The sequence below is a fragment of the Streptomyces sp. NPDC043908 genome (assembly GCF_056435525.1).
Map to the genome: position 1 here is coordinate 638,322 of NZ_JBWKEI010000002.1, position 22,509 is coordinate 660,830.

Genomic DNA, 22,509 nt, shown 5'->3' on the forward strand with positions numbered 1-22,509 from the left:
CTCAATCTCCTGCGAGTGCGAAGAATCTGGGGGCAGTTGGGGCTCTGCGAGCCTTAGATGAACTTCTGGCTCGCGAGGAACTCGGCCAGCTGCTTGCCGCCCTCGCCCTCGTCCTTGACGATCGTGCCGGCGGTACGGGCCGGACGCTCGGCGGCGGAGTCGACCGCGGTCCAGGCGCCCGCGAGGCCGACCTCGTCGGCGTCGAGGTCGAGGTCGCCCAGGTCCAGCGACTCCACCGGCTTCTTCTTGGCGGCCATGATGCCCTTGAAGGACGGGTAGCGGGCCTCGCCCGACTGGTCCGTCACGGACACGACGGCCGGCAGGGACGCCTCCAGCTGCTCCGAGGCGGTGTCGCCGTCACGGCGGCCCTTGACCACGCCGTCCTCGACCGAGACCTCGGAGAGCAGCGTGACCTGCGGAACGTTCAGGCGCTCGGCGAGCAGCGCCGGCAGCACGCCCATGGTGCCGTCGGTCGAGGCCATGCCGCAGACGACCAGGTCGTAACCGGTCTTCTCGATCGCCTTGGCGAGCACCAGCGAGGTGCCGACGACGTCGGTGCCGTGCAGGTCGTCGTCCTCGACGTGGACGGCCTTGTCGGCGCCCATGGAGAGCGCCTTGCGCAGCGCGTCCTTGGCGTCCTCGGGGCCGACGGTCAGCACGGTGATCTCCGCGTCGTCCGCCTCGTCGGCGATCTGCAGTGCCTGCTCGACCGCGTACTCGTCGAGCTCCGAAAGGAGGCCGTCGACGTCGTCGCGGTCGACGGTCAGGTCATCGGCGAAGTGCCGGTCGCCGGTGGCGTCGGGCACGTACTTCACACAGACAACGATCCTCAAGCTCACGCCGGCTCTCCTACTGCATCGTCATTTCTGGGCTGCCTTGTTGCACGCAGCATAGGCGCCTGATGGGGCGGTTTCCGGTCGGGGCGACCGACGCTCCGATCGAAATATTACTCGTCAGTACACCCACTGTGTTCCCCGTAAGCAAGCGCTTTGCACTGTGACGTTGCCAACGCTGAGTAACCGGCGAGTACGGAGACGATTCAGTCGCGCAACGCGTTGAAGCGGCCCTGGTGGTAGAGGAGCGGACGGCCCGGGCCCGCGGGCTCGCCGAAGACCGCCTCGGCCACCACGATGCGGTGGTCGCCGGCCGGGACGCGCGCGACGACCCGGCCCACCAGCCAGGCCAGGACGCCGTCGAGGACGGGCACGCCCTCGGGTCCCGGCTGCCAGCGGGTGGCGCCGCCGAAGCGGTCGGCGCCGCTGCGGGCGAAGGTCGCGGCGAGGTCTTCCTGGTGCTCGCCGAGTATGTGGACGCCTATGTGCTCGGCCTCGGAGATCACCGGCCAGCTGGAGGAGCCGGTGCCGATGCCGAAGGAGAGCAGCGGGGGCTCGGCGGCCACGGAGCTGAGGGAGGTGGCGGTGAAGCCGACGGGCCGGCCGTCACGCTGTGCGGTGACCACCGCCACACCGGCGGCGTGCTGACGGAAGACCGCGCGGAACAGCTGGGAGGAGGCGGCGCGTGCGGTGCCGAGTTCGGGCGAAGCCGTCATGGAGTTGTCCTTCTGCGGTCGGTGCGGGGGAGCTGGGGACTGCTCAGCAGCCCGGACAGCGCGCACGTGCGGTGCGGGCGGCGTCCGCGGGGACGCGCCCGGAGAGTCCCGGGAGCCCGGAGAGCCCGGAGAGAAGGAGTCTGTTCGGCACGTCGTCAGATTGACGATTGCGGGTACACGCAGTCAAGTGCCTTCTACGATGTGGGAGATCCATCACGGCCCCCTCCGCCCCGCTCACACCGCCTGCCCCAGCGCCGCGATCACGTCGGCCCGGCGGGGCTGCCCCGTCGCGCGCCGCACGATCCGGCCGGCGCGGTCCAGGACCAGGACGGTGGGCGTGACGCGGATCTCCAGCGCCCGCACCAGCGCCAGGTGCTCCTCGGCGTCGATCTCCACGTGCGCGACCCCGTCGACCATGGCGGCAACCTCCGCCAGGGTGCGCCGTGTTGCCCGGCAGGGCTGGCAGAACGCGCTGGAGAACTGCACCAGCGTCGCCCGCTCGCCCAGCTCCGTGCCCAACTGGGCTGCGGCCAGCCCCGGCCCGTCCTCGCGCACCGTGCTCCCTCTCCTCGGTCCCGCCGTCGTGCCTCTTCAGCGCCGCGGGCCGCCCGAAAGATTCCCACCCGCCCCCGACCTGCGCGTACGTGACGAGAATCTCCCCGTCCGAAGGCCGCAGGACTGGCCACCACGGCGCGTATCGGGCACGATCTGCCCAACGCCGAAAACCTACGGCTGCGTAACTTCCTCCGGAAGCACCCTCCCCCGGGAAAACAGAAGGGTCTCCCCTCAGATGGCAGAACTCGTCTATCGGCCGGTCGTCGGCGCCGCTCTCACGATGTTCAAGGCGCTCGACCTGAAGATCGACACCCAGGGTTCGGAGAACATCCCGCGCTCCGGCGGCGCGGTGCTGGTCAGCAACCACATCAGCTATCTGGACTTCATCTTCACCGGACTCGCCGCCCTGCCGCAGAAGCGCCTGGTGCGCTTCATGGCCAAGGAGTCGGTCTTCCGGCACCGGATCTCGGGACCGCTGATGCGCGGGATGAAGCACATCCCGGTCGACCGCAAGCAGGGGGAGAACGCGTACGCGCACGCGCTGGAGTCGCTGCGCTCGGGAGAGATCGTCGGGGTCTTCCCCGAGGCGACCATCTCGCAGTCGTTCACGCTGAAGAGCTTCAAGTCGGGCGCCGCCCGGCTCGCCCAGGAGGCCGGGGTCCCGCTGATCCCGATGGCGCTGTGGGGCACCCAGCGGGTGTGGACCAAGGGCCGGCCGCGCAACTTCAAGCGCAGCCACATCCCCGTCACCATCCGTGTCGGCGAGCCCGTCGAGGCGCCCGCCGACCAGTTCGCGGGCGCCATCACCCGGCGGCTGCGCGAGCGCTGCCAGGAGCTCCTGGAAGCCGCCCAGCGCGCCTATCCCGTACGCCCCAAGGACGCCGCGGACACCTGGTGGATCCCGGCACACCTGGGCGGCACCGCGCCCACGCCCGAAGAGGTGCGTGAGCGCGAGGCCAGCCACTGAGGCCGCGCCACCGCCGAAACGTCACGTCCCGGCGGCGACCGGGGCGTGCACGGTGACCCGCGCCCCTGGGCTCACCTTCTCCAGGAGCTCGGCGAGCTCCGCAGCGGCCTCTTCCGGGCGGCCGTGCGGAGCCATCCCCTCCAGCAGGAAGAGCGCGTTGACGCTCTCCTCGGTGAGCCGGGTGCGGACACCCTGCCGCCAGTTCCAGCGCCGGCAGGTCACGCCCTCGTCGTCGCACCAGACCACCTCGCCCGCCTCCGGGTGCTCGGTGGCCGGCTCGCCGCCCGCGACGGTGGCGAACGGCTCCCGGCCGGTGGCCCGGACCAGCCGCAGGGATCCCGCGATGCGGTCGGTGTCCTCGCCGCCGACCGGGACCAGACGGGCCACGCTGACCGCGTTGTAGACGTCGACGAGCCGGTTGATCCGGGGCAGACCGCCGTCGGCGAGCGCGCGCCTGGCGAGCGCCTCGGCCGAGTTGCGGGTGCGCGAGGGCTTGGCGCCGAACGCGGTGTACGTCTCCCGCCAGGCGGCCATGTGCGGGTCCTCGTGCGGGGCGAGGGAGCCGAGCCGCGCCCGCAGCCGCTCGGCGGCCTCGTCGAGCAGCGCCGAAGTCACCTCGTCGCTGGGGCCGTTGACGAGCCCGCGGGCCTCGACGGCGAGATGGGTGAAAGCGGGCGCGAGCGCGCGCACCTCGTCGGACACGGTCACGGGGAGCGTCATGGTGGGTCGTGCCTCACAGTTCGGTCGGGAGCGTCCGCCAGAGGTGCGAACGGTCGGGAGCGGCCCGCAGCGTGGCCAGCACCGCCGGATGCGGTACATCATAGAGTACCGGATAGTCCATTTCGCTGAACTCCTGGCGTACCGTCCAGGCCAGCCGCTCCGGCCCGAGGGAGAAGCGCGCGTCGACGCCGGGCTTGTTGCCGCGTACGTCCTGGCGCGCCCACGCGCTCTCTCCGGGCAGCTTCAGGGCGACCAGTCCGTGGATCACCGGGTTCGTGCCGTCGTCGTCCGCGAGGCGCTGATAGCAGAGGGCGGCCGGTATCCCCTCGGCGCGCAGCAGGGCGGCGTAGGCGTGGGACTTGGCGTAGCAGATGCCGGTGCGCTGCTCCAGGACGTCGGAGGCGCGCCAGGTGACGCGCTCGTCGCCCGCGTCCTCGGAGTGCGCGACAGTGTCGCGGACATGCTCGTAGGCAAGCTCGGCGTATGTATATGCGTCGGGCGCGCGAGACGCCAGCTTCGTCGCCAGTTCGCGCACTACCGGATGACTGTGGTCGATGACCTCGTCGGCCGCGAGATAGGCGGAGAGGTCGGGGTTGCGCTGATGGAGTCGCATGGCACGCGAGCGTACGGAAGCGGCCGACCGCGAGTCAATGACTTTACGGTCGGCCGCATATGTATTCAGACAGTGAGACGGTTCACCGGGGTGGCGGGTCACCGGGGTGGGCGGGGACGCCGTCAGCGGGCCAGCTCTTCCTTCAGCGCCGCCAGGAAGCCGTCCACGTCCTCCTCGGTGGTGTCGTACGAGCACATCCAGCGCACGTCACCGGCCGCCTCGTCCCAGAAGTAGAACCGGTAGCGCTTCTGGAGCCGCTCACTCACGTCGTGGGGCAGCCGGGCGAAGACCGCGTTGGCCTGGACCGGGTAGAGGATCTCGACCCCGTCGACCGAGCGGACGCCCTCGGCGAGCCGGTGCGCCATCGCGTTGGCGTGGCGCGCGTTGCGCAGCCACAGGTCCTTGGCGAGGAGCGCCTCCAACTGCACGGAGACGAAGCGCATCTTGGAGGCGAGCTGCATCGACATCTTGCGGATGTGCTTCATCCGGCGCACCGCGTCCGGGTTGAGCACCACGACGGCCTCACCGAAGAGCATGCCGTTCTTGGTGCCGCCGTACGAGATCACGTCGACGCCGGCGGCGTTGGTGAACGCGCGCATGGGCACGTTCAGGGACGCGGCCGCGTTGGCTATGCGGGCACCGTCGAGGTGCACCTTCATCCCGTGCTGGTGCGCGTGGTCGCAGATCGCGCGGATCTCGTCGGGCGTGTAGACCGTGCCGAGCTCGGTGTTCTGGGTGATCGAGACGACCTGCGGCATCGCGCGGTGCTCGTCCTCCCAGCCCCAGGCCTGCCGGTCGATGAGCTCGGGGGTGAGCTTGCCGTCCGGCGTCGGCACGGTGAGCAGCTTCAGGCCCGCCATGCGCTCCGGCGCGCCGCCCTCGTCCACGTTGATGTGCGCGGACTCGGCGCAGATCACCGCACCCCAGCGGTCGGTCAGCGCCTGGAGGGCGACGACGTTGGCGCCCGTCCCGTTGAAGACCGGGAACGCCTCGGCGCTCGCGCCGAAGTGGCTGTGGATGACGCGCTGGAGGTGGTCGGTGTAGTCGTCCTCGCCGTACGCGACCTGGTGTCCGCCGTTGGCGAGGGCGATGGCGGCGAGGATCTCGGGGTGCGCGCCCGCGTAGTTGTCGCTGGCGAAGCCGCGCACCTCGGGGTCGTGGTGCCGGCGCGCGTCCGTCCTCACGGCTTGGGGGTCAGCCACAGGCGCTGTCCGTTCACTTCCTCGGCGGGCCGGTCCCAGACTCCGGTGATGGCTTCGGCCAGCTCCTTGACGTCGGTGAAGCCCGCGAACTTGGCGTTCGGGCGCTCGGCGCGCATGGCGTCGTGCACCAGTGCCTTGATCACCAGGATGGCCGCGGCGGCGTTCGGCCCGTCCTCGCCCCCCGCCTTGCGGAAGGCGTCGGCGAGCGCCAGGGTCCAGGCCTCGGCCGCGGCCTTGCCCGCGTTGTACGCGGCGTTGTTCGCGGTGGGCTTGTGCGCCCCGGACTGGCTGACCAGCACGAAGCGTCCCCGGTCGCTGCGCAGCAGCCCGTCGTGGAAGGCGAGCGAGGTGTGCTGCACGGTCTTGACCAGCAGCTTCTCCAGGAGCTCCCAGTCGGCGAGGTCGGTCTCCGGGAAGGAGGCGCTGCCGCGCCAGCCGCCCACGAGGTGGACCAGGCCGTCGATCCGGCCGAACTCCTTCTCGGTCCTGGCCGCCCACTCGCGGGTGGCGTCCAGGTCGAGCAGGTCGACGGTGTCGCCGACGACGGTCGCGCCGCCATGGGCGTAGCGCGCCGCGTCCACGGCCTCCGCGAGGCGTGCCGGGTCCGCGTCGGACGCCACCACGGTGGCACCCGCCTCGGCGAGCCTGAGCAGGGCGGCGCGGCCCGCCGGGCCCGCCGCACCGGCCACCGCGACCACGGCGCCGCTCAGCGGCCCGCTGCCATTGCTGTTGACGTTCATGTTCGTCTCCTCCGCACCCGTGCTCACGCGGCAGCTCCCTGGGGGCTCGCCGCGGTGATCCCCTTGGTGGAGGCAATCACGTCCTTGAGCTTCTTGGCGAGCGCCTCATAGAACATGCTCAGGGGAAACTCGTCCGCCAGCACGTCGTCGACGAGCTTGCGCGGCGGCAGCGAGAGGTCCAGGGCGTCGGGACCCTTGGCCCAGCGCGATCCCGGGTGCGGCGCGAGGTAGGTGGAGACCAGGTCGTACGCGGCGAACCAGTGCACCAGCTTGGGGCGGTCGATGCCGTCCCGGTAGAGCTTCTCGATCTCGGCGCAGAGCTCGTTGGTGACCCGGGGGGCCTGCTCCCAGTCGATGTGCAGCTTGTTGTCGGTCCAGCGCACCACGTCGTGCTTGTGCAGGTACGCGAAGAGCAGCTGGCCGCCGAGGCCGTCGTAGTTGCGGTTGCGGTCACCGGAGACCGGGAAGCGGAACATCCGGTCGAAGAGCACCGCGTACTGCACGTCGCGGCCGTGCGGGTTGCCCTCGGCCTCCAGCTTCACGGCCTCCTTGAAGGCGGTGAGGTCGCAGCGCAGCTCCTCCAGGCCGTACATCCAGAACGGCTGGCGCTGCTTGATCATGAACGGGTCGAACGGCAGGTCGCCGTGGCTGTGGGTGCGGTCGTGGACCATGTCCCAGAGCACGAAGGCCTTCTCGCAGCGCTCCTGGTCGCCCACCATCTCGCGGATGTCCGCGGGCAGTTCGACGCCGAGGATGTCGACGGCCGCCTCGGTGACGCGGCGGAAGCGGGCGGCCTCGCGGTCGCAGAAGATGCCGCCCCAGGTGAACCGCTCGGGCGCCTCGCGCACGGCGATGGTCTCCGGGAAGAGGACGGCCGAGTGGGTGTCGTATCCGGCGGTGAAGTCCTCGAAGGCGATGCCGCAGAAGAGCGGGTTGTCGTAGCGGGTGGCCTCCAGCTCGGCCAGCCAGTCGGGCCACACCATGCGCAGGACGACCGCCTCCAGGTTGCGGTCCGGGTTGCCGTTCTGCGTGTACATGGGGAAGACGACCAGGCGCTGGAGCCCGTCGGCGCGGTCCGCGGCCGGGTGGAAGGCGAGCAGCGAGTCCAGGAAGTCCGGCACGTCGAAGGCGCTGTCGGCCCATTTGCGCAGGTCGGCGACGAGGGCGCGGTGGTAGGCGGCGTCGTGCGGCAGCAGCGGGGAGAGCTCCTCCACCGCGCCCACGACGCGCTCGACCGCGGCCTCGGCGGTGGCGCGGGCCGGGGCGCCCTCGGCGTCGAAGTCGATGGAGCCGTCCTTGGACTGCCAGGGCCGGATCTCCTCGACGGAACTCTTGAGCACGGTCCAGGCAGGGTGCTCGACCACGGGCCGGGCGGTGGCAACGCCCCCGACAGCCACGTCCTGCACAAGAATTTCCGTCATGTCACTTCCTCCACAGGAGAACCTCGCGTCAAGACACCGTATCCGTGTTCGGTTACCCCGCTCAAGGGGGATCTCCGGAAATTATCCTGTGCGTCGTCACACACGCCGCTGTTCTTCCTGCGAAGCTCCACCGGCGCGCACGGTTCTGCCACGGCGCAGACGTAGTGCCCGCTCGTGTCAAGGGAGCGGCAACTCGCCCACCCGCGAGTGATCCCGCAGGCCCGCGCATGCCCCGTGGCGACCGGGCGGGCACCTCCAATGCCCCGCGCGAGCCGGGGTCCATCGCGCGCCGAGGCCGTTAGGCTGCGGCACTGCCGCGCGGGCACGGGATGGCCGGCGCGGAAACCGCCGTCGACGGAAGCGAGGCCTGTCTTGACGTTCCTCACCATCGGTCATCGCGGGGTCATGGGTGTCGAGCCGGAGAACACCCTGCGTTCCTTCGTCCGCGCCGAACGCTCGGGCATGGACGTCATCGAGCTGGATCTGCACCTCAGCAAGGACGGCGCGCTCGTCGTGCTGCACGACGCGGACGTGGACCGCACCACGGACGGGAAGGGTCCGGTGGCCGACAAGACGGTCGCCGAGCTGAGGGAGCTGGACGCCGGCCAGGGCGAGCGGATCCCGCTGTTCGAGGAGGTCCTGGACGCGGTCGGGTCACCGCTCCAGGCCGAGATCAAGGACGTCAGGGCCGCCGACGAGCTCGCGCGCGTCATCCACGCGCGCGATGTCGTGGGCCGGGTGACGGTCTCCTCGTTCCACGAGGAGGCGCTGGAGCGGACGGCCTCGCTGGTGCCGGGGGTACGGACGGTCCTGGTCGCGAGCCGCTGGGACGCCGACATCGTGGACCGGGCCGCGGCGGTGGGCGCGCACGCCCTCTCGCTCGACATCCGCCGTCTGACCCTGGCGGACGTCGAACGGGCGCACGCCGCGTCCGTGCAGGTCATCGGCTGGGTGGTGAACACCCAGGACCATCTGCGGCTGGTGCGCGCGCTGGGCCTGGACGGCGCGACGACCGACTACCCGGAGATCCGCCGCACCGGCCGCTTCACCGCCTGAGCAGCGCCCCGGCGGTTACCGCACCAGCTCCTTCACCAGCAGCTCGAAGGCCAGATCCGCGCGCTGGGGTATGCCGAAGCGCTCGTCGCCGTACGGGAAGGGCGTCATCCTTCCCGTACGGCGGTAGCCGCGCCGCTCGTACCAGGCGATCAGCTCGTCCCGTACCGAGATCACCGTCATGTGCATCTCGGTGACGCCCCACGTCTCGCGCGCGGTGCGCTCCGCCGCGGCGATGATCTCCTTGCCGAGGCCGCCGCCCTGGAGTTCGGGGCGGACCGCGAACATGCCGAAGTAGGCGGCGTGGCCGCGGTGTTCGAGCTGGCAGCAGGCGACGATCCGGCCGTCCCGCTCCACCGTGAGCAGTCGACTGCCGGGCGTCGTGATGACCTGGCGCACGCCCTCGGGGTCGGTGCGCTGTCCCTGGAGGATGTCCGCCTCGGTGGTCCAGCCCGCCCGGCTGGCGTCCCCGCGGTACGCCGACTCGATGAGCGGGACCAGCTCCTCGACATCGGCCTCGGTGGCGTCCCGGTAGCTCAGCTCTCCGGCGCGGGTGGTGTCCATGGCGAACGTTCTCCCAACTACAGCATGACGTGGCGGGCGCACCCCGAGCCTAACCCCGCCCCGGCGGGCGTCTTAACCTGCTCCCATGGTGCATGTGCTGAGCAGCAGGACCCTTCTGCGCCCCACCGACCCGGACCGCTCCCGCGCCTTCTACGGAGGGCAGTTGGGCCTCCCGGTCCACCGCGAGTTCGGTACGGGGCCGGAGCGCGGCACGGTCTACTTCCTCGGCGGCGGCTTCCTGGAGGTCTCCGGGCGCGCCGAGACGCCCCTCTCCCCCGGTCTGCGGCTGTGGCTCCAGGTGGCGGACGCGGCCGAGGCGTACGAGGAGCTGACCGGGCGCGGGGTGGAGATCACGCGGCCCCCGGTGCGCGAGCCGTGGGGCCTGGTGGAGATGTGGCTCCAGGACCCGGACGGGGTGCGCATCGTGATCGTCGAGGTGCCCGCCGACCACCCGCTGCGCTTCCGTCCCTGACCCCGGCGGCCCGGCCGCACGGGATCCGGCGGGAGAGCCGTCCCGCGCCCCGCGAGCCCCTCGCGCGCCCCCTTGTGTGTCCTTGCGCCCGCGTGCGCGACCGATTGCGCGGGCATCGACCCCTGGGCGGGGGCGACGGGTCGAGCGGGGAGGTGGGCCGTGCACGGAACCGCGCTGTCCGGCTGGCTGCTGGTGGCGGTGTGCGCGGCCACCGGCGCGTACTGCGTCCTGCGACTGCGCAGCGACTGCCCCCGCGCGCGCAGCTCGGCCGGCGGCGAGGCGCTGATGGGCTTCGGCATGGCCGCGATGGCGGTCCCGGCGGCGTTCGCCACCCCGCCGCCCTGGATCTTCGCCGGGTACGCGGCGGTCTTCGGGGCCGCGGCGCTGCGGGCGGGCTGGCTCGTCCACGCGCGCGGGGCGGGCGGCGGCCACCATCTGCACCACGCGGTCGGCTCGCTCGCCATGGTCTACATGGCGCTGGCGATGAGCGCCCCGGGCGGCCACACGGCCCACGAGGGCCACACCGGGCCCGCGGGCGGCGTCCCCCTCCTCACCGGCGTCCTGCTCGTCTACTACGTCGGCTACGTCCTCACGACGGGGATGCGGCTGCTGCCCGCGGCCGGCCCGCCCGGCGACGGCGCCGCGCCCGGCTGGGGCGCGCGGCCCGAACTGACGCTGGCCTGCCGGTTGTCGATGGGGATCGGCATGCTGGCGATGCTGCTGGCCCTCTGACCCGCGCCGGGCGGCGGCCCTGCCGCGAAGGCCCTCGGGGGCGTGATCAAAACGTGGCGTGCGTCACTTGGCGCGCGAGGTCATACCTATGGGGACGGCCCCGCTCATAGGCTGAGGCCATGATGGTCTCCCTCGCGCTGCTCGCGCTCGGCGTCGTGTCCGCCGTGGTGGCCCCGCGTCTGTTCGCGCGCGCCCACTGGGCCGAGCGCGAGCCGGTGGTGGCGCTGTGGGTGTGGCAGTGCGTGGTGGGCGCGGTGCTGCTGTGCTTCACGCTGGCGATGGTCTTCAGCGCGGCGGCGGCCTGGCAGACGGTACGGGGCCAGGTGTTCGCGACCGCCCCGCGCGCGGTGATCGACGCGTACGGGCTGGGGCCGTACGGCCCGTGGTCGGCAGCGCTCGCGGTCCTGCTCTTCTGCGGCGGCGCCTGGACGGCCGCGATGCTCACCCGGGAGATCCGCGACGCCCGGGCCCGGCGCCGGGCGAGCCGTTCGGAGCTGCTGGTACGCGCCCCGCTGCTGCCGGGCGAGGAGCCCGGCGGGGCGCCGCTGGTGGTCCTGGAGGGGCCGCGTCCGGACGCCTGGTGGCTGCCCGGCCCCAGCCCCCAACTGGTCATCACCACCGCGGCGCTTCGCCGCCTGAAGGGCCGCCAGCTCGACGCCGTGCTCGCCCATGAGCAGGGCCACGCGCGCGCCCGCCACCACTGGCTCCTGAACTGCTCGGCCGCGCTGGCGAACGGGTTCCCCCGGATTCCGGTGTTCGCCGCCTTCCGGGACGAGATGCACCGGCTGGTCGAGCTGGCCGCGGACGACGTCGCCTCCCGGCGCTACGGCCGGCTGACGATCGCGCTCGCGCTGGTCGAACTCAACGAGGACCGGGGCCTGTTCGGACCCTGCCCCACCCCGCACGGCGAGGTCCCGCAGCGCGTCAACCGCCTGCTGGCCGCCTCGCCCCGGCTCACCGCGGGCCACCGGCTCCGGCTGACGGCGTCGGCGGCCCTGGTCCCGGTCGTCCCGCTGCTGGTGGCCTTCGTCCCGGGGCTGCGCGCCCTCGGCTAGGGTCCGTCACCACCGTCCCGCCGCCCGATGGCCACCCGCCCCAGACGCCCGCCCCGCACCCCCGCGCGCACGGCCCGCGCGCGTCTCAGCGAGGATCGAGTCATGCCCGTCGCACCCCCGCCGGCCCGCGCCCCCGCCCCCGTATTCGGCCCGGCCCGTGCCTGCGCGGCCCTGGCGGCCCTCTCCGGCCTCCTGCTGGCCCTTGTGGCGGCCTCGTGGGGGCCGCTGGTGTCCCTGGACCGTACGGTCGCCGACAGGCTCCACAGGGTGGCCGTGACCGAGCGGGGATTCACCCACGCCAACCGGGTGCTCACCGACTGGGTCTGGGACACCTGGACGATGCGCGCGCTGCTGGCCGCTGTGGTCGTCGCCGTCTTCGTGCGCGGCGGCCGGCGCCCGGCACTGTGGGCGGCGGCGACGAGCGCGCTGGGCACGTTGGTCCAGCAGAGCATGAAGGCGGCGCTCGGGCGGGAGCGCCCCAGATGGCCCGATCCCGTCGATTCCGCCTCGTACGCGGCCTTCCCGTCCGGCCACGCGCTCACCGTGACGGTGACATTCGGCCTCCTGCTGTGGCTGGCCGCGGCCCGGGGCGCGCGCCCGGCCGTGCGGCGGGCGGTGGCGGCGGCCGGCGCCGTCTCGGTGCTCGGGGTGGGCTTCACCCGCGTCTACCTCGGCGTCCACTGGCTCTCGGACGTGGTCGGCGGCTGGCTGATCGGGGCGGCGCTGGTGTGCCTGTCGGTGGCGGCGTACGGGCGGTGGGGCGCGAACCGGCCGCGCGGGGCCGACGGGGCTTGAACCGGCCAGGTGCCGCCCACGAGGATCGCCGCCGTGGCGATCAAGGGTGTGCCGACCGGCTTCTCCGCGTCGCCGTGCCGTACCGCCGTGCCGTACCGGGCTCCGGGCGGTGGGCCGGGGGCTCGCGGAAGAGGGTGACATCGGCGGATCCGCGGTTGCACACCGCGCTCCGGCGAACGGCGAGGCGCTGAGGAGGATGTACCCGTCAGGGAACGCCCCGCAGGGGGCCCGCCCTGGACCTCGTCGGGTCGGACAGAGCGGGGCGGAAGAGGGCCGCCCCTCCTGGGTGATCCCCCGCGTCACCCAGAAAGGACAGCCGATCCGCAGGCCAGAACCCCCGGCAGGGGTTCCCGCACACGGTCACCTGAGTATATTGGCTCAGAGCCAGTCAACGCAGGAGTTACAGCATGTCCCCGCGCAGCGCATCGGTCAATGAAGAGTTGCGCCGGCGTTCCCGTGAGCGGCTGCTCCAGGCGACAGTCGAGCTGGTGGCGGAGCGCGGCTACGAGGCGACCACCCTCGGCGACATCGCCGACCGGGCCGGCTCGGCCCGCGGCCTGGTCTCGTACTACTTCCCGGGCAAGCGCCAGCTCCTCCAGTCGGCCGTCCACCGGGTCATGCACCTGGCCCTGGAGGCGGGCCTGGAGCAGGAGCCGCGGACCGAGGACGGACGGGAGCGGCTGGCCCGCGCCATCGACGCGATCCTGGGCCTCACCACGGTCCACCCGGTGCTGATGCGCGCCCACATGGCCGGGATCCTCCAGGCCGAGGGGTTCGTGCAGTGCCCCGAGCAGCAGCGCCTGTCGTGGCTGCTCAAGGACACGATGGAGCGGTACGGCTCGGTGGACGTGGACGGCGAGTACCCGATCCTGCGGGCGCTCCTGATGGGCGCCGTCTTCGCGGCGCTGCTGCCCGGCGCCCCGATGGAGGTGCCCCGGCTGCGGGCCGAGCTGTTCCAGCGCTTCGGGCTCGACTGGGAGCTCGGCAACCCGCCGCCGCAGGGGAAACCGCTCGCCGTCCCCTGACGCCGCGCGCCCCCCGGTGCGATGCTGGAGTCCCTGGTGGGATCCGCCTGCGGGAAGGGAGACCCTTCGTGCTGCGCATAGCCGTCATCGGTTCCGGGCCGAGCGGGGTCTACACCGCTCAGTCCCTGGTCACCCAGAGCACGGTCCCGGGGCTGCGGGTCGACGTCCTGGACCGGCTGCCCTGTCCGTACGGTCTGGTGCGGTACGGAGTGGCGCCCGACCACGAGAAGATCAAGTCCCTCCAGACCAATCTCCGCACGGTCCTGGAGGACGAGCGGATCAACTTCCTCGGCCACGTCGAGATCGGGCCCGGGGGCCTCTCCCCGGAGCGGCTGCTGCGGCTCTACCACGCGGTGGTGTACTGCGTGGGCGCCTCCGCCGACCGCCGGCTCGGCATTCCCGGCGAGGACCTGCCGGGAAGCTGCTCGGCCACCGACTTCGTCGCCTGGTACAGCGCCCACCCGGACGCCTCGGCGAACGGCTTCCGCCTCGAATGGCTCAGCGCCCGCTCGGCGGTCGTCATCGGCGCGGGCAACGTGGCGGTGGACGTGGCCCGCATCCTCTCGCGCGGCGCCGACGAACTGCGCCCCACCGACGTGCCGCACACGGCGCTGGACGCGCTGGCGGCGAGCCGGGTGCGCGAGGTGCACATGGTCGCCCGGCGCGGCCCCTCGCAGGCGAAGTTCACCACCAAGGAGCTGCGTGAGCTCGGCGCGCTGCCGGGGGCCGAGGCCGTCGTGGACGCCGCCGAACTGGCCCTGGACCCGGCCTGCTCGGACCCTTCGGCGCTACCCGCCGCCATCCGCCGCAACATCGAGGTGCTGCGCGGCTGGGCGGCCCCGGACCGCGCGCCGCGCGGCGCGGAGCGCGCGCTGCGGCTGCGGTTCTTCCTGCGCCCGGTGGAGATCCTGGAGCGGGACGGACGGGTGGGCGGCGTCCGCTTCGAGCACACCGTCCCGGACGGTGCCGGGGGTGTGCGCGGCACCGGCACGTACGAGGAGATCGAGGCGCAACTGGTGCTGCGGGCGGTCGGCTATCTGGGCGTGCCCCTGGCGGGACTGCCGTTCGACCCGGCGACGGGGACGGTCCCGCACGCGGCCGGACGCGTGCTGCGCGACGGCGTCCCCTCGCCCGGGGAGTACGTGGCGGGGTGGATCAAGCGCGGCCCGACCGGCGTCATCGGCACCAACCGCCCGTGCGCGAAGGAGACGGTGACCTCGCTCCTGGAGGACGCGGAGGCCCTGGCGCAGCGGCCCGTGGAGGGCGAACCCGTGGACGCCATGCGGGAGTCGGGGCTGCGGCCGGTGCAGTGGCGGGGCTGGCAGGACATCGAACTGGCGGAGGCGGCACTCGGCCGCTCGCTGGGCCGGGGCTCGGTGAAGATCGCCGACTGGGAGGGGCTGCTGGCGGCCGCGCTGGGCGCGCGCGAGGACTGAACGGCCCGGCATCGGGCCGGCCCTTCGGGCGCGGGGCGCTCAGTGGCCGAGCCGCGCCCCCTGGAGCGCCGCCGCTTGCAGGATCCGGTCGAACAGGCCGGGGAAGAGCTCGTCCAGGTCGGCGCGGCGCAGCCCGTTCATCTTGGCGGTGCCCCGGTAGGTCTGCTGGATGACGCCGCTCTCGCGCAGCACCCGGAAGTGGTGCGTGGTCGTGGACTTGGTGACGGGCAGGTCGAAGTACGAGCAGGACAGCTCGCCGTCGGCGGCCGCGAGCTCGCCGACCACCCGCAGCCGGACGGGGTCGGAGAGCGCGTGCAGCACCGCCTCCAGGCGGATCTCGTGGCGCGCCGGGTGGTCGAGTTCGCGCTTGCTCGTTGCAGGGGACACAGACGCATTGTACGAGAGCCATCGTAGTTTGACATCTGCCGTACTACGATGCGTATCGTACGAAGCGGATCCGGCGCCGACCCCGTGGCGCCGCGGCCGTCCTGAATGGAGTCTGCCGTGCCTGCTGCGAGTGCCCTGTTCGAGCCCCGCACCCTGCGGTCGCTGACGATCCCCAACCGGATCTGGATGGCGCCGATGTGCCAGTACAGCGCCGAGGCGTTCGGTCCGGACGCGGGTGTCGCGAACGACTGGCACTTCGCCCACTACGCGGCCCGCGCGGCCGGCGGCACCGGACTGATCCTCGTGGAGGCCACCGCCGTCGGCGCCGACGGCCGGATCTCCCCCGGAGACCTCGGCATCTGGAACGACACCCAGGTCGAGGGGCTGCGCCGGATCGTGCGCTTCCTCAAGGCGCGGGGCACGGTGCCCGGCATCCAGATAGCGCACGCCGGACGGAAGGCCTCCACCGAACGCCCCTGGCGCGGCGGTGTGCCGATCGCTCCGGGCGCCGAGGAGGGCTGGCAGCCGGTCGGACCGAGCCCGGTGCCCTTCGGCCCCGACCACACCGTCCCCACCGAGCTGACCACCGATCGGATCACGGAGATCGTCGGGCAGTTCGCGGACGCGGCCCGGCGCGCGCGGGACGCCGGGTTCGAGGTCGTCGAGATCCACGGCGCCCACGGCTATCTGATCGGCGAGTTCCTCTCCCCGCACTCCAACCGGCGCACCGACGCGTACGGCGGCTCGTTCGAGAACCGCACGCGCCTCGCGCTGGAGGTCACCGAGGCCGTGCGGGCGGTGTGGCCCGAGGAGCTGCCGCTGTTCTTCCGGGTCTCGGCCACCGACTGGCTGGAGGAGGGCGGCTGGACCGCCGACGAGACCGTCCGCCTGGCCGCGCTGCTCAAGGAGCGCGGTGTGGACCTCCTCGACGTGTCGACCGGCGGGAACGCCGCCGGGGTGCGCATCCCCGTGGGGCCCGGCTACCAGGTGCCGTTCGCGGCCCGGGTGCGCCGCGAGAGCGCGCTGCCCGTCGCCGCCGTCGGCCTGATCACCGAGCCCGCCCAGGCCGAGAAGATCCTCGCCAACGGCGAGGCGGACGCGGTCCTGCTCGGCCGGGAGCTGCTGCGCAACCCGTCCTGGGCCCTTCAGGCGGCCCGCGAGCTGGGCGGTGAGGTACGGGTGCCGGACCAGTACGGCTGGGCGATCTGACCCGGGCCCCGCAGGCACTCAGGCGATCTCGAAGGGCTCGGTCACCCCGGTGAACGGGCCCTTCGCCGTGTCCCCGTGGTACGCGAGCCGGTAGCGGCCCGCCGGGGTGCCGGGCGGTACGTTCCACAGGACGGTGGCCACCGAGGTCGGGCCGCCCGAGCGGGCCCAGCGGAAGAGCGTCGACCAGTCGCCGTCGTCCGCGACCCGCGTCCACGCCCCGCCCGTCCACCGCTCGACCGACAGATAACTCCCGCCCCGGCGCAGGTCGTTGCCCGGATGCGCGCCCACGAAGGACGCCACGGCCCGGCGCCCGACGAGCGCGAAGGACAGCACCGCGCCGAACGCGTGCCCCGGGTGGGGCACGTCGGTGCCCCGGCGGCGGTGCCGCCGGCGTACGGGCACGGGAGGCTCCGGGACGCCCCGGGGGACGGGCGCGCCGTCGCGCAGGGCGGTGGCCAGGCGCGCCACGGTCTGGCAGAGCGCGGGCAGCTCCCAGCGCCCGAAGAGCGTGCTGCCGCCCTCGTACTCCTGGGCGTCGTACTCCTCGGGCGTCGTCACGTAGTGGAGGTAACCGTTGCTGTACCCGGCGACCAGCACGTCCTCCAGCGGTACGCCCAGGATCGCGGCGGCCGTGCGGCGCAGCCGCAGCCCGGCGACGATCGTCACCTCGCCGGGTATCCCGATCAGGTACAGCGGCCCTATCCGCAGCAGTTGGACGGGGGCGCGCTCCTGGACCATCGGCAGGACGCGGTTGACGGGCCCGGCGGGCAGGGCGAGCGCCTTCGGGTACTGGGCGTCGCGCAGGGCGGGCGCGAAGGGGTAGACCAGCCGCCGGGAGAGCGCGTCCCACAGCGGGTTGGCGCCCGGCCGGAAGCCCTTGAAGCCGGGGCCGTCGGCCCAAGCGCCGGCGAAGGCCGCCGCGCCGCCCACGGGGGGCGAGGTCCGGTGAGTACGGCCGTCCCCGGTGTGTTCCGGGCCCACCTCCACGGCGGACAGGTGCACATACGTAGTACGGGAGTCGATGGAGCCGGAGATTTCCTCACCCTCTAGCGCCGCCGCGGCCTCGTACTGGCGGGTGCCGATGATCCGGGTGTTCTCGAACTGGTCGCCGGTCGGGCCCGTGCCTGGTGCCAGGCCCAGGTTGGGCGACATGTCACCGGCGTTGGTCTGGGCGAACGCGGCCACCAGCGCGGGAGGGGCGGGAGACAGGTGGTCGACGCCCGCGAGGCGCTCCCAGTGGTGGGCGGCGTAGCCCTTGTTGTCGGCGCTGATCAGCCGGTTGCGGTTGGTCATGCTGGTGTTGTGGGTGGCGAACCAGTTGACCGCGCCCACCAGGCCGCCGTCCCGCTCCAGGGTGAGGAGGGTGGTCTGCGGGTCGACGGCCCCGGGGAAGTGCGCCCGGTCGGCGGCCGGGTTGCGGTCGAAGGCCCGCCGGGAGCGGTTGACGCTGGCGTCGGTCAGCTCGCCGTGCGCGAGGCGCAGCACGGTCGGTGCCAGGTCCGCGACGGCTGCCAGGGCCGCCTCGGTGATGCCGTCGGTGATCGCCCGGAAGGTCCGCTCCCGGAACCCGCCGGTGTTGCTGTTGTAGAGCGCGTGGTGGAAGTAGCCGCCGGGGCCGCAGTGGGTGTGGGTGGCGGTGAGCATGACGTTGCTCGCGTCGTACCCCGGGGGCAGGCGCCGCAGCACCTCCCGCACGACGCTGTCGGCCATCAGCGGCAGCTCGCACACCACCAGGAGCGCCCGGCCGTGCCCCGCCCGGTCGGAGAAGGCGAAGGCACGGGCGCGCTGGCGGGTGTGGATGCCCGCGCTGAGCTGGTCGGCCTTGCCGTAACCGAGCATGCCGCACTCGGCGGCCTCCCCGGTGATGTCCGCGATGCCCCGGCCGGCGAGGAACCCGCCGCCGGGCCCGTTCGGGAGTCCGGGGGTGCGCTCGGTCATGGTCGCTCCGTTCTCGTCCGGGTGAATCGCGGCCGCTCCCCCGTGCCGCCCCACATCGCCCTCCCACGCCCGATGACCTGCGCGGACTCCCGCTGCGGGGGCCACTGTCAGTGGTCGGGTGCAGACTGGCGGATATCCGGGACAACGGCGTTTTGGAGGGGTAGCGATGACCGACGTACTGCTCACTGTGGGCACGCGCAAGGGACTGTTCATCGGCCGCAGACAGGGAGGCGCGTGGCGGTTCGACGGACCGCACTTCAACGCCCAGGCGGTCTATTCGATCGGCATCGACACCCGGCGCCCGGTTCCCCGGCTGCTCGTCGGCGGCGACAGCGCGCACTGGGGACCCTCCGTCTTCCGCTCGGACGACCTGGGCGCGACCTGGGTGGAGCCACCTCAACCAGCCGTGAAGTTCCCCGAGTTCACCGGGAGATCGCTGGAGCGAGTATGGCAGCTGCACCCCGCGGGCCCCGAGGCGCCCGACGTGGTCTACGCGGGCACGGAGCCGGCCGCGCTCTTCCGCTCCGAGGACGGCGGCGAGAGCTTCACGCTGGTGCGCCCGCTGTGGGAGCACCCGACGCGCTCGCAGTGGGTGCCGGGCGGCGGCGGTGAGGGGCTGCACACCATCCTCACCGATCCCCGCGACGCCCGTGCGGTGACCGTCGCGGTGTCCACGGCCGGGGTCTTCCGCACCCGGGACGGCGGCGAGAGCTGGGCCCCCGCCAACCACGGCGTCTCGGCGGTCTTCCTGCCCGACCAGCACCCCGAGTTCGGCCAGTGCGTCCACAAGATCGCGCAGGACGCGGCCGACCCGGACCGGCTCTTCCTCCAGAACCACTGGGGGGTCTACCGCAGCGACGACGGCGGCGAGCGCTGGCAGGACATCGGTGAGGGCCTGCCGTCCACCTTCGGGTTCGCCGCCGCCACCCACCCCCACCGCCCGCACACCGCCTACGTGTTCCCGATCACGGCCGACTCCGACCGGGTCCCGGCCGGGAACAGGTGCCGGGTCTTCCGCACCTCGGACGGCGGCCGCACCTGGGAGCCGCTGTCGGCCGGACTGCCCTCACAGGCGCACTACGGGACGGTGCTGCGCGACGCCCTGTGCACCGACGACGCCGACCCGGCCGGCGTGTACTTCGGCAACCGCAACGGCGAGGTGTACGCGAGCGCGGACGACGGGGACACCTGGAGCCTGCTCGCCTCGCATCTGCCCGATGTGCTGTGCGTACGGGCGGCGGTGATCCGCCAGTAGAGTGACGGCCGTGGCAGCACGACCGTTGAAAGAGATCGTCGAGCCCGGCTGGGCGGACGCTCTGGAGCCCGTGGCCGGAAGGGTCGCCTCCATGGGCGACTTCCTCCGTCAGGAGATCTCCCAGGGGCGCACCTACCTCCCGGCCGGACAGCATGTGCTGCGGGCCTTCCAGCAGCCGTTCCAGGACGTACGGGTCCTGATCGTGGGCCAGGACCCGTATCCGACACCGGGGCACGCCGTGGGGCTCTCCTTCTCGGTCGCCCCCGAGGTGCGCCCGCTGCCGGGCAGCCTGGAGAACATCTTCCGCGAGATGCACACCGACCTGGGGCTGCCCCGGCCCTCCAACGGCGATCTGACGCCCTGGACCCAGCAGGGCGTCCTGCTCCTGAACAGGGCGCTGACCACAGCGCCCCGCAAGCCCGCCGCGCACCGCGGCAAGGGCTGGGAGGAGGTGACCGAGCAGGCCATCCGCGCGCTGGTCGCGCGCGGGACCCCGCTGGTCTCGGTGCTGTGGGGACGCGACGCGCGCAATCTGCGCCCGCTGCTCGGCGAGCTGCCGGCGATCGAGTCCGCGCACCCCTCGCCCATGTCGGCGGACCGGGGCTTCTTCGGGTCGCGGCCGTTCAGCCGGGTCAACGAGCTCCTGGTCCGCCAGGGCGCGCAGCCGGTCGACTGGCGCCTGCCGTGACCCTCGGCGGCGGGAGCGGCGACGCCTGGGTGCTGGGGGTCGACTCCGGCGGGTCCGGCGTGCGGTTCGCGCTCGGCCGCGCCGAAGGCGGGGGCCCGGCGGAGGTGTCGGTCTCCGGTGAGCCGGTGCGCACGGGCCGCGCCGGGATCGACGCGGAGCACCTGCTCGCCCAACTGGTACCCGCCGCCGGTGAGTTGCTGGACCGGACCGGAGCGGACCGGGTGGCGGCGGTGGCCGTGGGCGCCGCCGGGATGGCCTCGCTCGGCGACGACCTGCGCGCCCGGGTGCCCGCGGCGCTGGCCCGCGCGCTCGGGGTGCGGCGCCTGGCACTGGCCGCCGACGCGGTGACCGCGTACGCGGGAGCGCTCGGCCAGCGGCCCGGCGCGGTGGTCGCCGCGGGCACCGGGATGATCGCGGTCGGCACGGATCTGACGCGGTGGCGGCGGGCCGACGGCTGGGGGCATCTGCTCGGTGACTGCGGCGGCGGCGCCTGGATCGGCCGCGCGGGCCTGGAGGCGGCGCTGCGCGCCCACGACGGCCGGCGCGGCGGCTCGGCGGCTCTCCTTGAGCGCGCCGAGGCCCTGTTCGGGCCCGTGGCGGAGCTGCCCGGGCTGCTGTATCCGCGCACCGACCGGCCCGCCGTGCTGGCGTCGTTCGCGCCGGAGGTGGCGCGCTGCGCCGCGTCCGACCCGGTCGCCGCGGCGGTCCTGCGCGAGGCGGCCCGCGCCATCGCCGAGTCGGCGGCGGCGGTCTGCCCGGACGTGGTGTCCGGCGGTGGCCGGGGCCGTGCCGCAGGGTCCGCGTCCGGTCCGGCCGGTGCGACGGTCGCGCGCGGAACGGCCGGTGACGGGGCGGCCGGAAGCGTGAGCGAATGCGAAGTGGCGCTCACCGGCGGCCTGTTCCGCATGGGCGACCCGCTGCTCGTCCCCGTACGGGAGGAACTCGACGCCCTGCTGCCGTCCGTACGCACGGTGCCCGCGGCGGGAGATCCGCTCGCCGGAGCCCTGCTGATCGCCTCGGCGCTGGCCCGCGACGAGCTGCGACTGCCGCACCACCCGCGCATGTTGCGGGTGACGACAGAGCGGGACACTTGAGGGCAATGTCACTCGCGGGATAAATACGGACAGATACCGCTCACCTGACCCCTACCCGAACAGCCGCGCCCGCAAAGCCAGTAGCATGCGGCGCCATGAGCTCCCCCACTGGGCCCGCATCCGGCCTGCCTGTACGAATGCCGCGACCCCGCCAGCCAGGGCGGCACCGCCGCCCGGAGCCGGTGGTCGCTCCCGAGGGCGCGCCCGCGCTCGTCCTCGCCGTTCCCGGTACCCCTTCCCCCGCCGTGCGCGCCCTGGCGGAGGAAGTCGTCAGCATCGCGCGCTCGGAGCTGCCCGGCCTGGACGCCCGGATCGGCTACCTGGACGCGGCCGAGGACGCCGCCATGGAGTTCCCCCCGCTGGACGCCGTGCTCGCGCACACCGCCGCCGAGCGCACCGCCCGCTATGAGCGGGCCCGTGCCGCCGGTCAGGACGTCGCCGCGCCCGACGGCCCCGTCGCCGTCGTCGTGCCGCTGCTCGCGGGCCCCGACAGCGCCCTGATCCGCCGGGTGCGCCAGGCCGTGATGGACAGCCGTGCCGCCGCCGAGCTGACCGACGTCCTCGGCCCGCACCCGCTGCTCGCCGAGGCCCTGCACGTACGCCTCTCCGAGGCCGGTCTGGCCCGCGCCGACCGCGCCCGGCTGTTCACGGTGGCCACCGCCGCCGACGGCATCATCCTGGCGACGGTCGGCGGCGAGGAGGCCGTGCAGGCCGCCGGGATCACCGGCATGCTGCTGGCCGCCCGTCTGGCCGTGCCCGTGATGGCCGCCGCGCTCGACCAGGAGGGCTCGATCGCCGCCATGGCCGAGCAGCTGCGCGGCTCCGGCTCGGTGCAGCTCGCGGTCGCCCCCTACCTGATCGGCCCCGAGGTCGCGGACGGGCTGCTGGACGCCGCCGCCAAGGAGGCCGACTGCCTGGCCGCCGAGCCGCTGGGCGCCTACCCGGCGATCGGCAAGCTCGTGCTGTCGCAGTACGCCGCCGCGCTGGGCATCACGCCGCAGCCGCAGGGCTCCCCGGTGCACTGACGTACGGATGCCCG

Annotated in this window: 24 protein-coding genes; 13 read left to right on the top strand and 11 right to left on the bottom strand. The window is 73.3% G+C overall.

The window, feature by feature from the left end; all coding sequences use genetic code 11:
• Positions 1–53: 53 nt before the first annotated feature.
• The 3 genes from AC069K_RS07090 to AC069K_RS07100 form a co-directional block, all read right to left on the bottom strand.
• On the bottom strand, positions 54–839 hold the full coding sequence (locus AC069K_RS07090; RefSeq protein WP_365101502.1) for an electron transfer flavoprotein subunit beta/FixA family protein: 786 nt from the start codon (positions 837–839) through the stop codon (positions 54–56).
• Between the two features lie 200 nt (positions 840–1,039).
• Positions 1,040–1,549 (bottom strand): flavin reductase family protein, encoded by a 510-nt coding sequence (locus AC069K_RS07095; protein ID WP_365101503.1) that lies wholly within the window; start codon positions 1,547–1,549, stop codon positions 1,040–1,042.
• Positions 1,550–1,783: 234 nt separating this feature from the next.
• A complete protein-coding gene (locus tag AC069K_RS07100; RefSeq protein WP_478612926.1) occupies positions 1,784–2,104 on the bottom strand; it encodes a TlpA family protein disulfide reductase in 321 nt (106 codons plus the stop codon).
• Between the two features lie 235 nt (positions 2,105–2,339).
• Between AC069K_RS07100 and AC069K_RS07105 the strand changes: the two genes are divergently transcribed.
• Positions 2,340–3,071, top strand: a complete 732-nt coding sequence (locus AC069K_RS07105) for a lysophospholipid acyltransferase family protein (protein ID WP_358832558.1) — start codon at positions 2,340–2,342, stop codon at positions 3,069–3,071.
• Positions 3,072–3,092: 21 nt separating this feature from the next.
• Here AC069K_RS07105 and AC069K_RS07110 read toward each other — a convergent pair whose 3' ends face one another.
• The 5 genes from AC069K_RS07110 to AC069K_RS07130 form a co-directional block, all read right to left on the bottom strand.
• Positions 3,093–3,791 (bottom strand): B3/B4 domain-containing protein, encoded by a 699-nt coding sequence (locus AC069K_RS07110; protein ID WP_478612929.1) that lies wholly within the window; start codon positions 3,789–3,791, stop codon positions 3,093–3,095.
• Between the two features lie 13 nt (positions 3,792–3,804).
• The gene (locus AC069K_RS07115; RefSeq protein WP_478612932.1) at positions 3,805–4,404 is read right to left on the bottom strand and encodes a transglutaminase-like domain-containing protein; all 600 of its coding nucleotides are present in this window, start codon (positions 4,402–4,404) and stop codon (positions 3,805–3,807) included.
• 122 nt (positions 4,405–4,526) lie between these two features.
• A complete protein-coding gene (locus AC069K_RS07120; protein WP_365101570.1) occupies positions 4,527–5,588 on the bottom strand; it encodes a threonine aldolase family protein in 1,062 nt (353 codons plus the stop codon).
• The gene (locus tag AC069K_RS07125) at positions 5,585–6,346 is read right to left on the bottom strand and encodes an SDR family oxidoreductase (protein WP_365101571.1); all 762 of its coding nucleotides are present in this window, start codon (positions 6,344–6,346) and stop codon (positions 5,585–5,587) included. Before AC069K_RS07125 ends, AC069K_RS07120 begins: the two co-directional genes overlap by 4 nt.
• Positions 6,347–6,369: 23 nt before the next feature.
• On the bottom strand, positions 6,370–7,767 hold the full coding sequence (locus tag AC069K_RS07130) for a DUF6421 family protein (protein ID WP_478612935.1): 1,398 nt from the start codon (positions 7,765–7,767) through the stop codon (positions 6,370–6,372).
• A gap of 372 nt (positions 7,768–8,139) precedes the next feature.
• Here AC069K_RS07130 and AC069K_RS07135 point away from each other — a divergent pair, with 372 nt between their 5' ends.
• The gene (locus AC069K_RS07135) at positions 8,140–8,823 is read left to right on the top strand and encodes a glycerophosphodiester phosphodiesterase (RefSeq protein WP_358832562.1); all 684 of its coding nucleotides are present in this window, start codon (positions 8,140–8,142) and stop codon (positions 8,821–8,823) included.
• A 15-nt stretch (positions 8,824–8,838) separates the two neighbouring features.
• Here the strand turns inward: AC069K_RS07135 and AC069K_RS07140 are convergent, their stop codons facing one another.
• Positions 8,839–9,384, bottom strand: coding sequence for a GNAT family N-acetyltransferase (locus AC069K_RS07140; RefSeq protein ID WP_478612939.1), 546 nt, complete (start codon positions 9,382–9,384; stop codon positions 8,839–8,841).
• An 85-nt stretch (positions 9,385–9,469) separates the two neighbouring features.
• Between AC069K_RS07140 and AC069K_RS07145 the strand changes: the two genes are divergently transcribed.
• The 6 genes from AC069K_RS07145 to AC069K_RS07170 all read left to right on the top strand — a co-directional run bounded on the left by AC069K_RS07145 (position 9,470) and on the right by AC069K_RS07170 (position 14,899).
• Positions 9,470–9,856 (top strand): VOC family protein, encoded by a 387-nt coding sequence (locus AC069K_RS07145; protein ID WP_365101514.1) that lies wholly within the window; start codon positions 9,470–9,472, stop codon positions 9,854–9,856.
• Positions 9,857–10,015: 159 nt separating this feature from the next.
• Positions 10,016–10,588, top strand: a complete 573-nt coding sequence (locus tag AC069K_RS07150; RefSeq protein WP_365101516.1) for a DUF5134 domain-containing protein — start codon at positions 10,016–10,018, stop codon at positions 10,586–10,588.
• A 119-nt stretch (positions 10,589–10,707) separates the two neighbouring features.
• A complete protein-coding gene (locus AC069K_RS07155) occupies positions 10,708–11,643 on the top strand; it encodes a M56 family metallopeptidase (RefSeq protein ID WP_365101518.1) in 936 nt (311 codons plus the stop codon).
• 102 nt (positions 11,644–11,745) lie between these two features.
• Positions 11,746–12,438: a phosphatase PAP2 family protein gene (locus AC069K_RS07160; RefSeq protein WP_478612945.1), complete on the top strand. Its 693-nt coding sequence runs from the start codon at positions 11,746–11,748 to the stop codon at positions 12,436–12,438.
• A gap of 407 nt (positions 12,439–12,845) precedes the next feature.
• Positions 12,846–13,463, top strand: coding sequence for a TetR/AcrR family transcriptional regulator (locus AC069K_RS07165; RefSeq protein WP_478612948.1), 618 nt, complete (start codon positions 12,846–12,848; stop codon positions 13,461–13,463).
• Positions 13,464–13,531: 68 nt separating this feature from the next.
• On the top strand, positions 13,532–14,899 hold the full coding sequence (locus AC069K_RS07170) for an FAD-dependent oxidoreductase (RefSeq protein WP_478612951.1): 1,368 nt from the start codon (positions 13,532–13,534) through the stop codon (positions 14,897–14,899).
• A 39-nt stretch (positions 14,900–14,938) separates the two neighbouring features.
• Here AC069K_RS07170 and AC069K_RS07175 read toward each other — a convergent pair whose 3' ends face one another.
• Positions 14,939–15,286, bottom strand: coding sequence for an ArsR/SmtB family transcription factor (locus AC069K_RS07175; protein WP_365101525.1), 348 nt, complete (start codon positions 15,284–15,286; stop codon positions 14,939–14,941).
• A gap of 105 nt (positions 15,287–15,391) precedes the next feature.
• Here AC069K_RS07175 and AC069K_RS07180 point away from each other — a divergent pair, with 105 nt between their 5' ends.
• A complete protein-coding gene (locus AC069K_RS07180; RefSeq protein WP_478612955.1) occupies positions 15,392–16,495 on the top strand; it encodes an NADH:flavin oxidoreductase/NADH oxidase in 1,104 nt (367 codons plus the stop codon).
• An 18-nt stretch (positions 16,496–16,513) separates the two neighbouring features.
• Here the strand turns inward: AC069K_RS07180 and AC069K_RS07185 are convergent, their stop codons facing one another.
• Positions 16,514–18,433, bottom strand: a complete 1,920-nt coding sequence (locus tag AC069K_RS07185; protein WP_478612958.1) for a neutral/alkaline non-lysosomal ceramidase N-terminal domain-containing protein — start codon at positions 18,431–18,433, stop codon at positions 16,514–16,516.
• Positions 18,434–18,599: 166 nt separating this feature from the next.
• Here AC069K_RS07185 and AC069K_RS07190 point away from each other — a divergent pair, with 166 nt between their 5' ends.
• The 4 genes from AC069K_RS07190 to AC069K_RS07205 all read left to right on the top strand — a co-directional run bounded on the left by AC069K_RS07190 (position 18,600) and on the right by AC069K_RS07205 (position 22,495).
• Complete coding sequence (locus AC069K_RS07190; RefSeq protein ID WP_478612961.1) at positions 18,600–19,688, top strand: WD40/YVTN/BNR-like repeat-containing protein; 1,089 nt, start codon at positions 18,600–18,602, stop codon at positions 19,686–19,688.
• Between the two features lie 10 nt (positions 19,689–19,698).
• Positions 19,699–20,376 carry a uracil-DNA glycosylase gene (locus tag AC069K_RS07195; protein ID WP_365101533.1) on the top strand — a complete coding sequence of 226 codons (678 nt, stop codon included), beginning with the start codon at positions 19,699–19,701 and terminating at the stop codon, positions 20,374–20,376.
• On the top strand, positions 20,373–21,470 hold the full coding sequence (locus AC069K_RS07200) for an N-acetylglucosamine kinase (protein WP_478612965.1): 1,098 nt from the start codon (positions 20,373–20,375) through the stop codon (positions 21,468–21,470). The genes AC069K_RS07195 and AC069K_RS07200 overlap by 4 nt, the downstream gene beginning before the upstream one ends.
• Before the next feature lie 95 nt (positions 21,471–21,565).
• Positions 21,566–22,495, top strand: a complete 930-nt coding sequence (locus AC069K_RS07205; protein WP_365101537.1) for a sirohydrochlorin chelatase — start codon at positions 21,566–21,568, stop codon at positions 22,493–22,495.
• The last annotated feature ends 14 nt before the right edge of the window (positions 22,496–22,509 follow it).

Coding starts and splice junctions, on each gene's coding strand:
- AC069K_RS07190 (WP_478612961.1), top strand. CDS start 18,600: ATGACCGACGTACTGCTCACTGTGGGCACGCGCAAGGGACTGTTCATC.
- AC069K_RS07130 (WP_478612935.1), bottom strand. CDS start 7,767: ATGACGGAAATTCTTGTGCAGGACGTGGCTGTCGGGGGCGTTGCCACC.
- AC069K_RS07105 (WP_358832558.1), top strand. CDS start 2,340: ATGGCAGAACTCGTCTATCGGCCGGTCGTCGGCGCCGCTCTCACGATG.
- AC069K_RS07140 (WP_478612939.1), bottom strand. CDS start 9,384: ATGGACACCACCCGCGCCGGAGAGCTGAGCTACCGGGACGCCACCGAG.
- AC069K_RS07145 (WP_365101514.1), top strand. CDS start 9,470: ATGGTGCATGTGCTGAGCAGCAGGACCCTTCTGCGCCCCACCGACCCG.
- AC069K_RS07095 (WP_365101503.1), bottom strand. CDS start 1,549: ATGACGGCTTCGCCCGAACTCGGCACCGCACGCGCCGCCTCCTCCCAG.
- AC069K_RS07155 (WP_365101518.1), top strand. CDS start 10,708: ATGATGGTCTCCCTCGCGCTGCTCGCGCTCGGCGTCGTGTCCGCCGTG.
- AC069K_RS07185 (WP_478612958.1), bottom strand. CDS start 18,433: ATGACCGAGCGCACCCCCGGACTCCCGAACGGGCCCGGCGGCGGGTTC.
- AC069K_RS07165 (WP_478612948.1), top strand. CDS start 12,846: ATGTCCCCGCGCAGCGCATCGGTCAATGAAGAGTTGCGCCGGCGTTCC.
- AC069K_RS07125 (WP_365101571.1), bottom strand. CDS start 6,346: ATGAACGTCAACAGCAATGGCAGCGGGCCGCTGAGCGGCGCCGTGGTC.
- AC069K_RS07205 (WP_365101537.1), top strand. CDS start 21,566: ATGAGCTCCCCCACTGGGCCCGCATCCGGCCTGCCTGTACGAATGCCG.
- AC069K_RS07115 (WP_478612932.1), bottom strand. CDS start 4,404: ATGCGACTCCATCAGCGCAACCCCGACCTCTCCGCCTATCTCGCGGCC.
- AC069K_RS07110 (WP_478612929.1), bottom strand. CDS start 3,791: ATGACGCTCCCCGTGACCGTGTCCGACGAGGTGCGCGCGCTCGCGCCC.
- AC069K_RS07180 (WP_478612955.1), top strand. CDS start 15,392: ATGGAGTCTGCCGTGCCTGCTGCGAGTGCCCTGTTCGAGCCCCGCACC.
- AC069K_RS07160 (WP_478612945.1), top strand. CDS start 11,746: ATGCCCGTCGCACCCCCGCCGGCCCGCGCCCCCGCCCCCGTATTCGGC.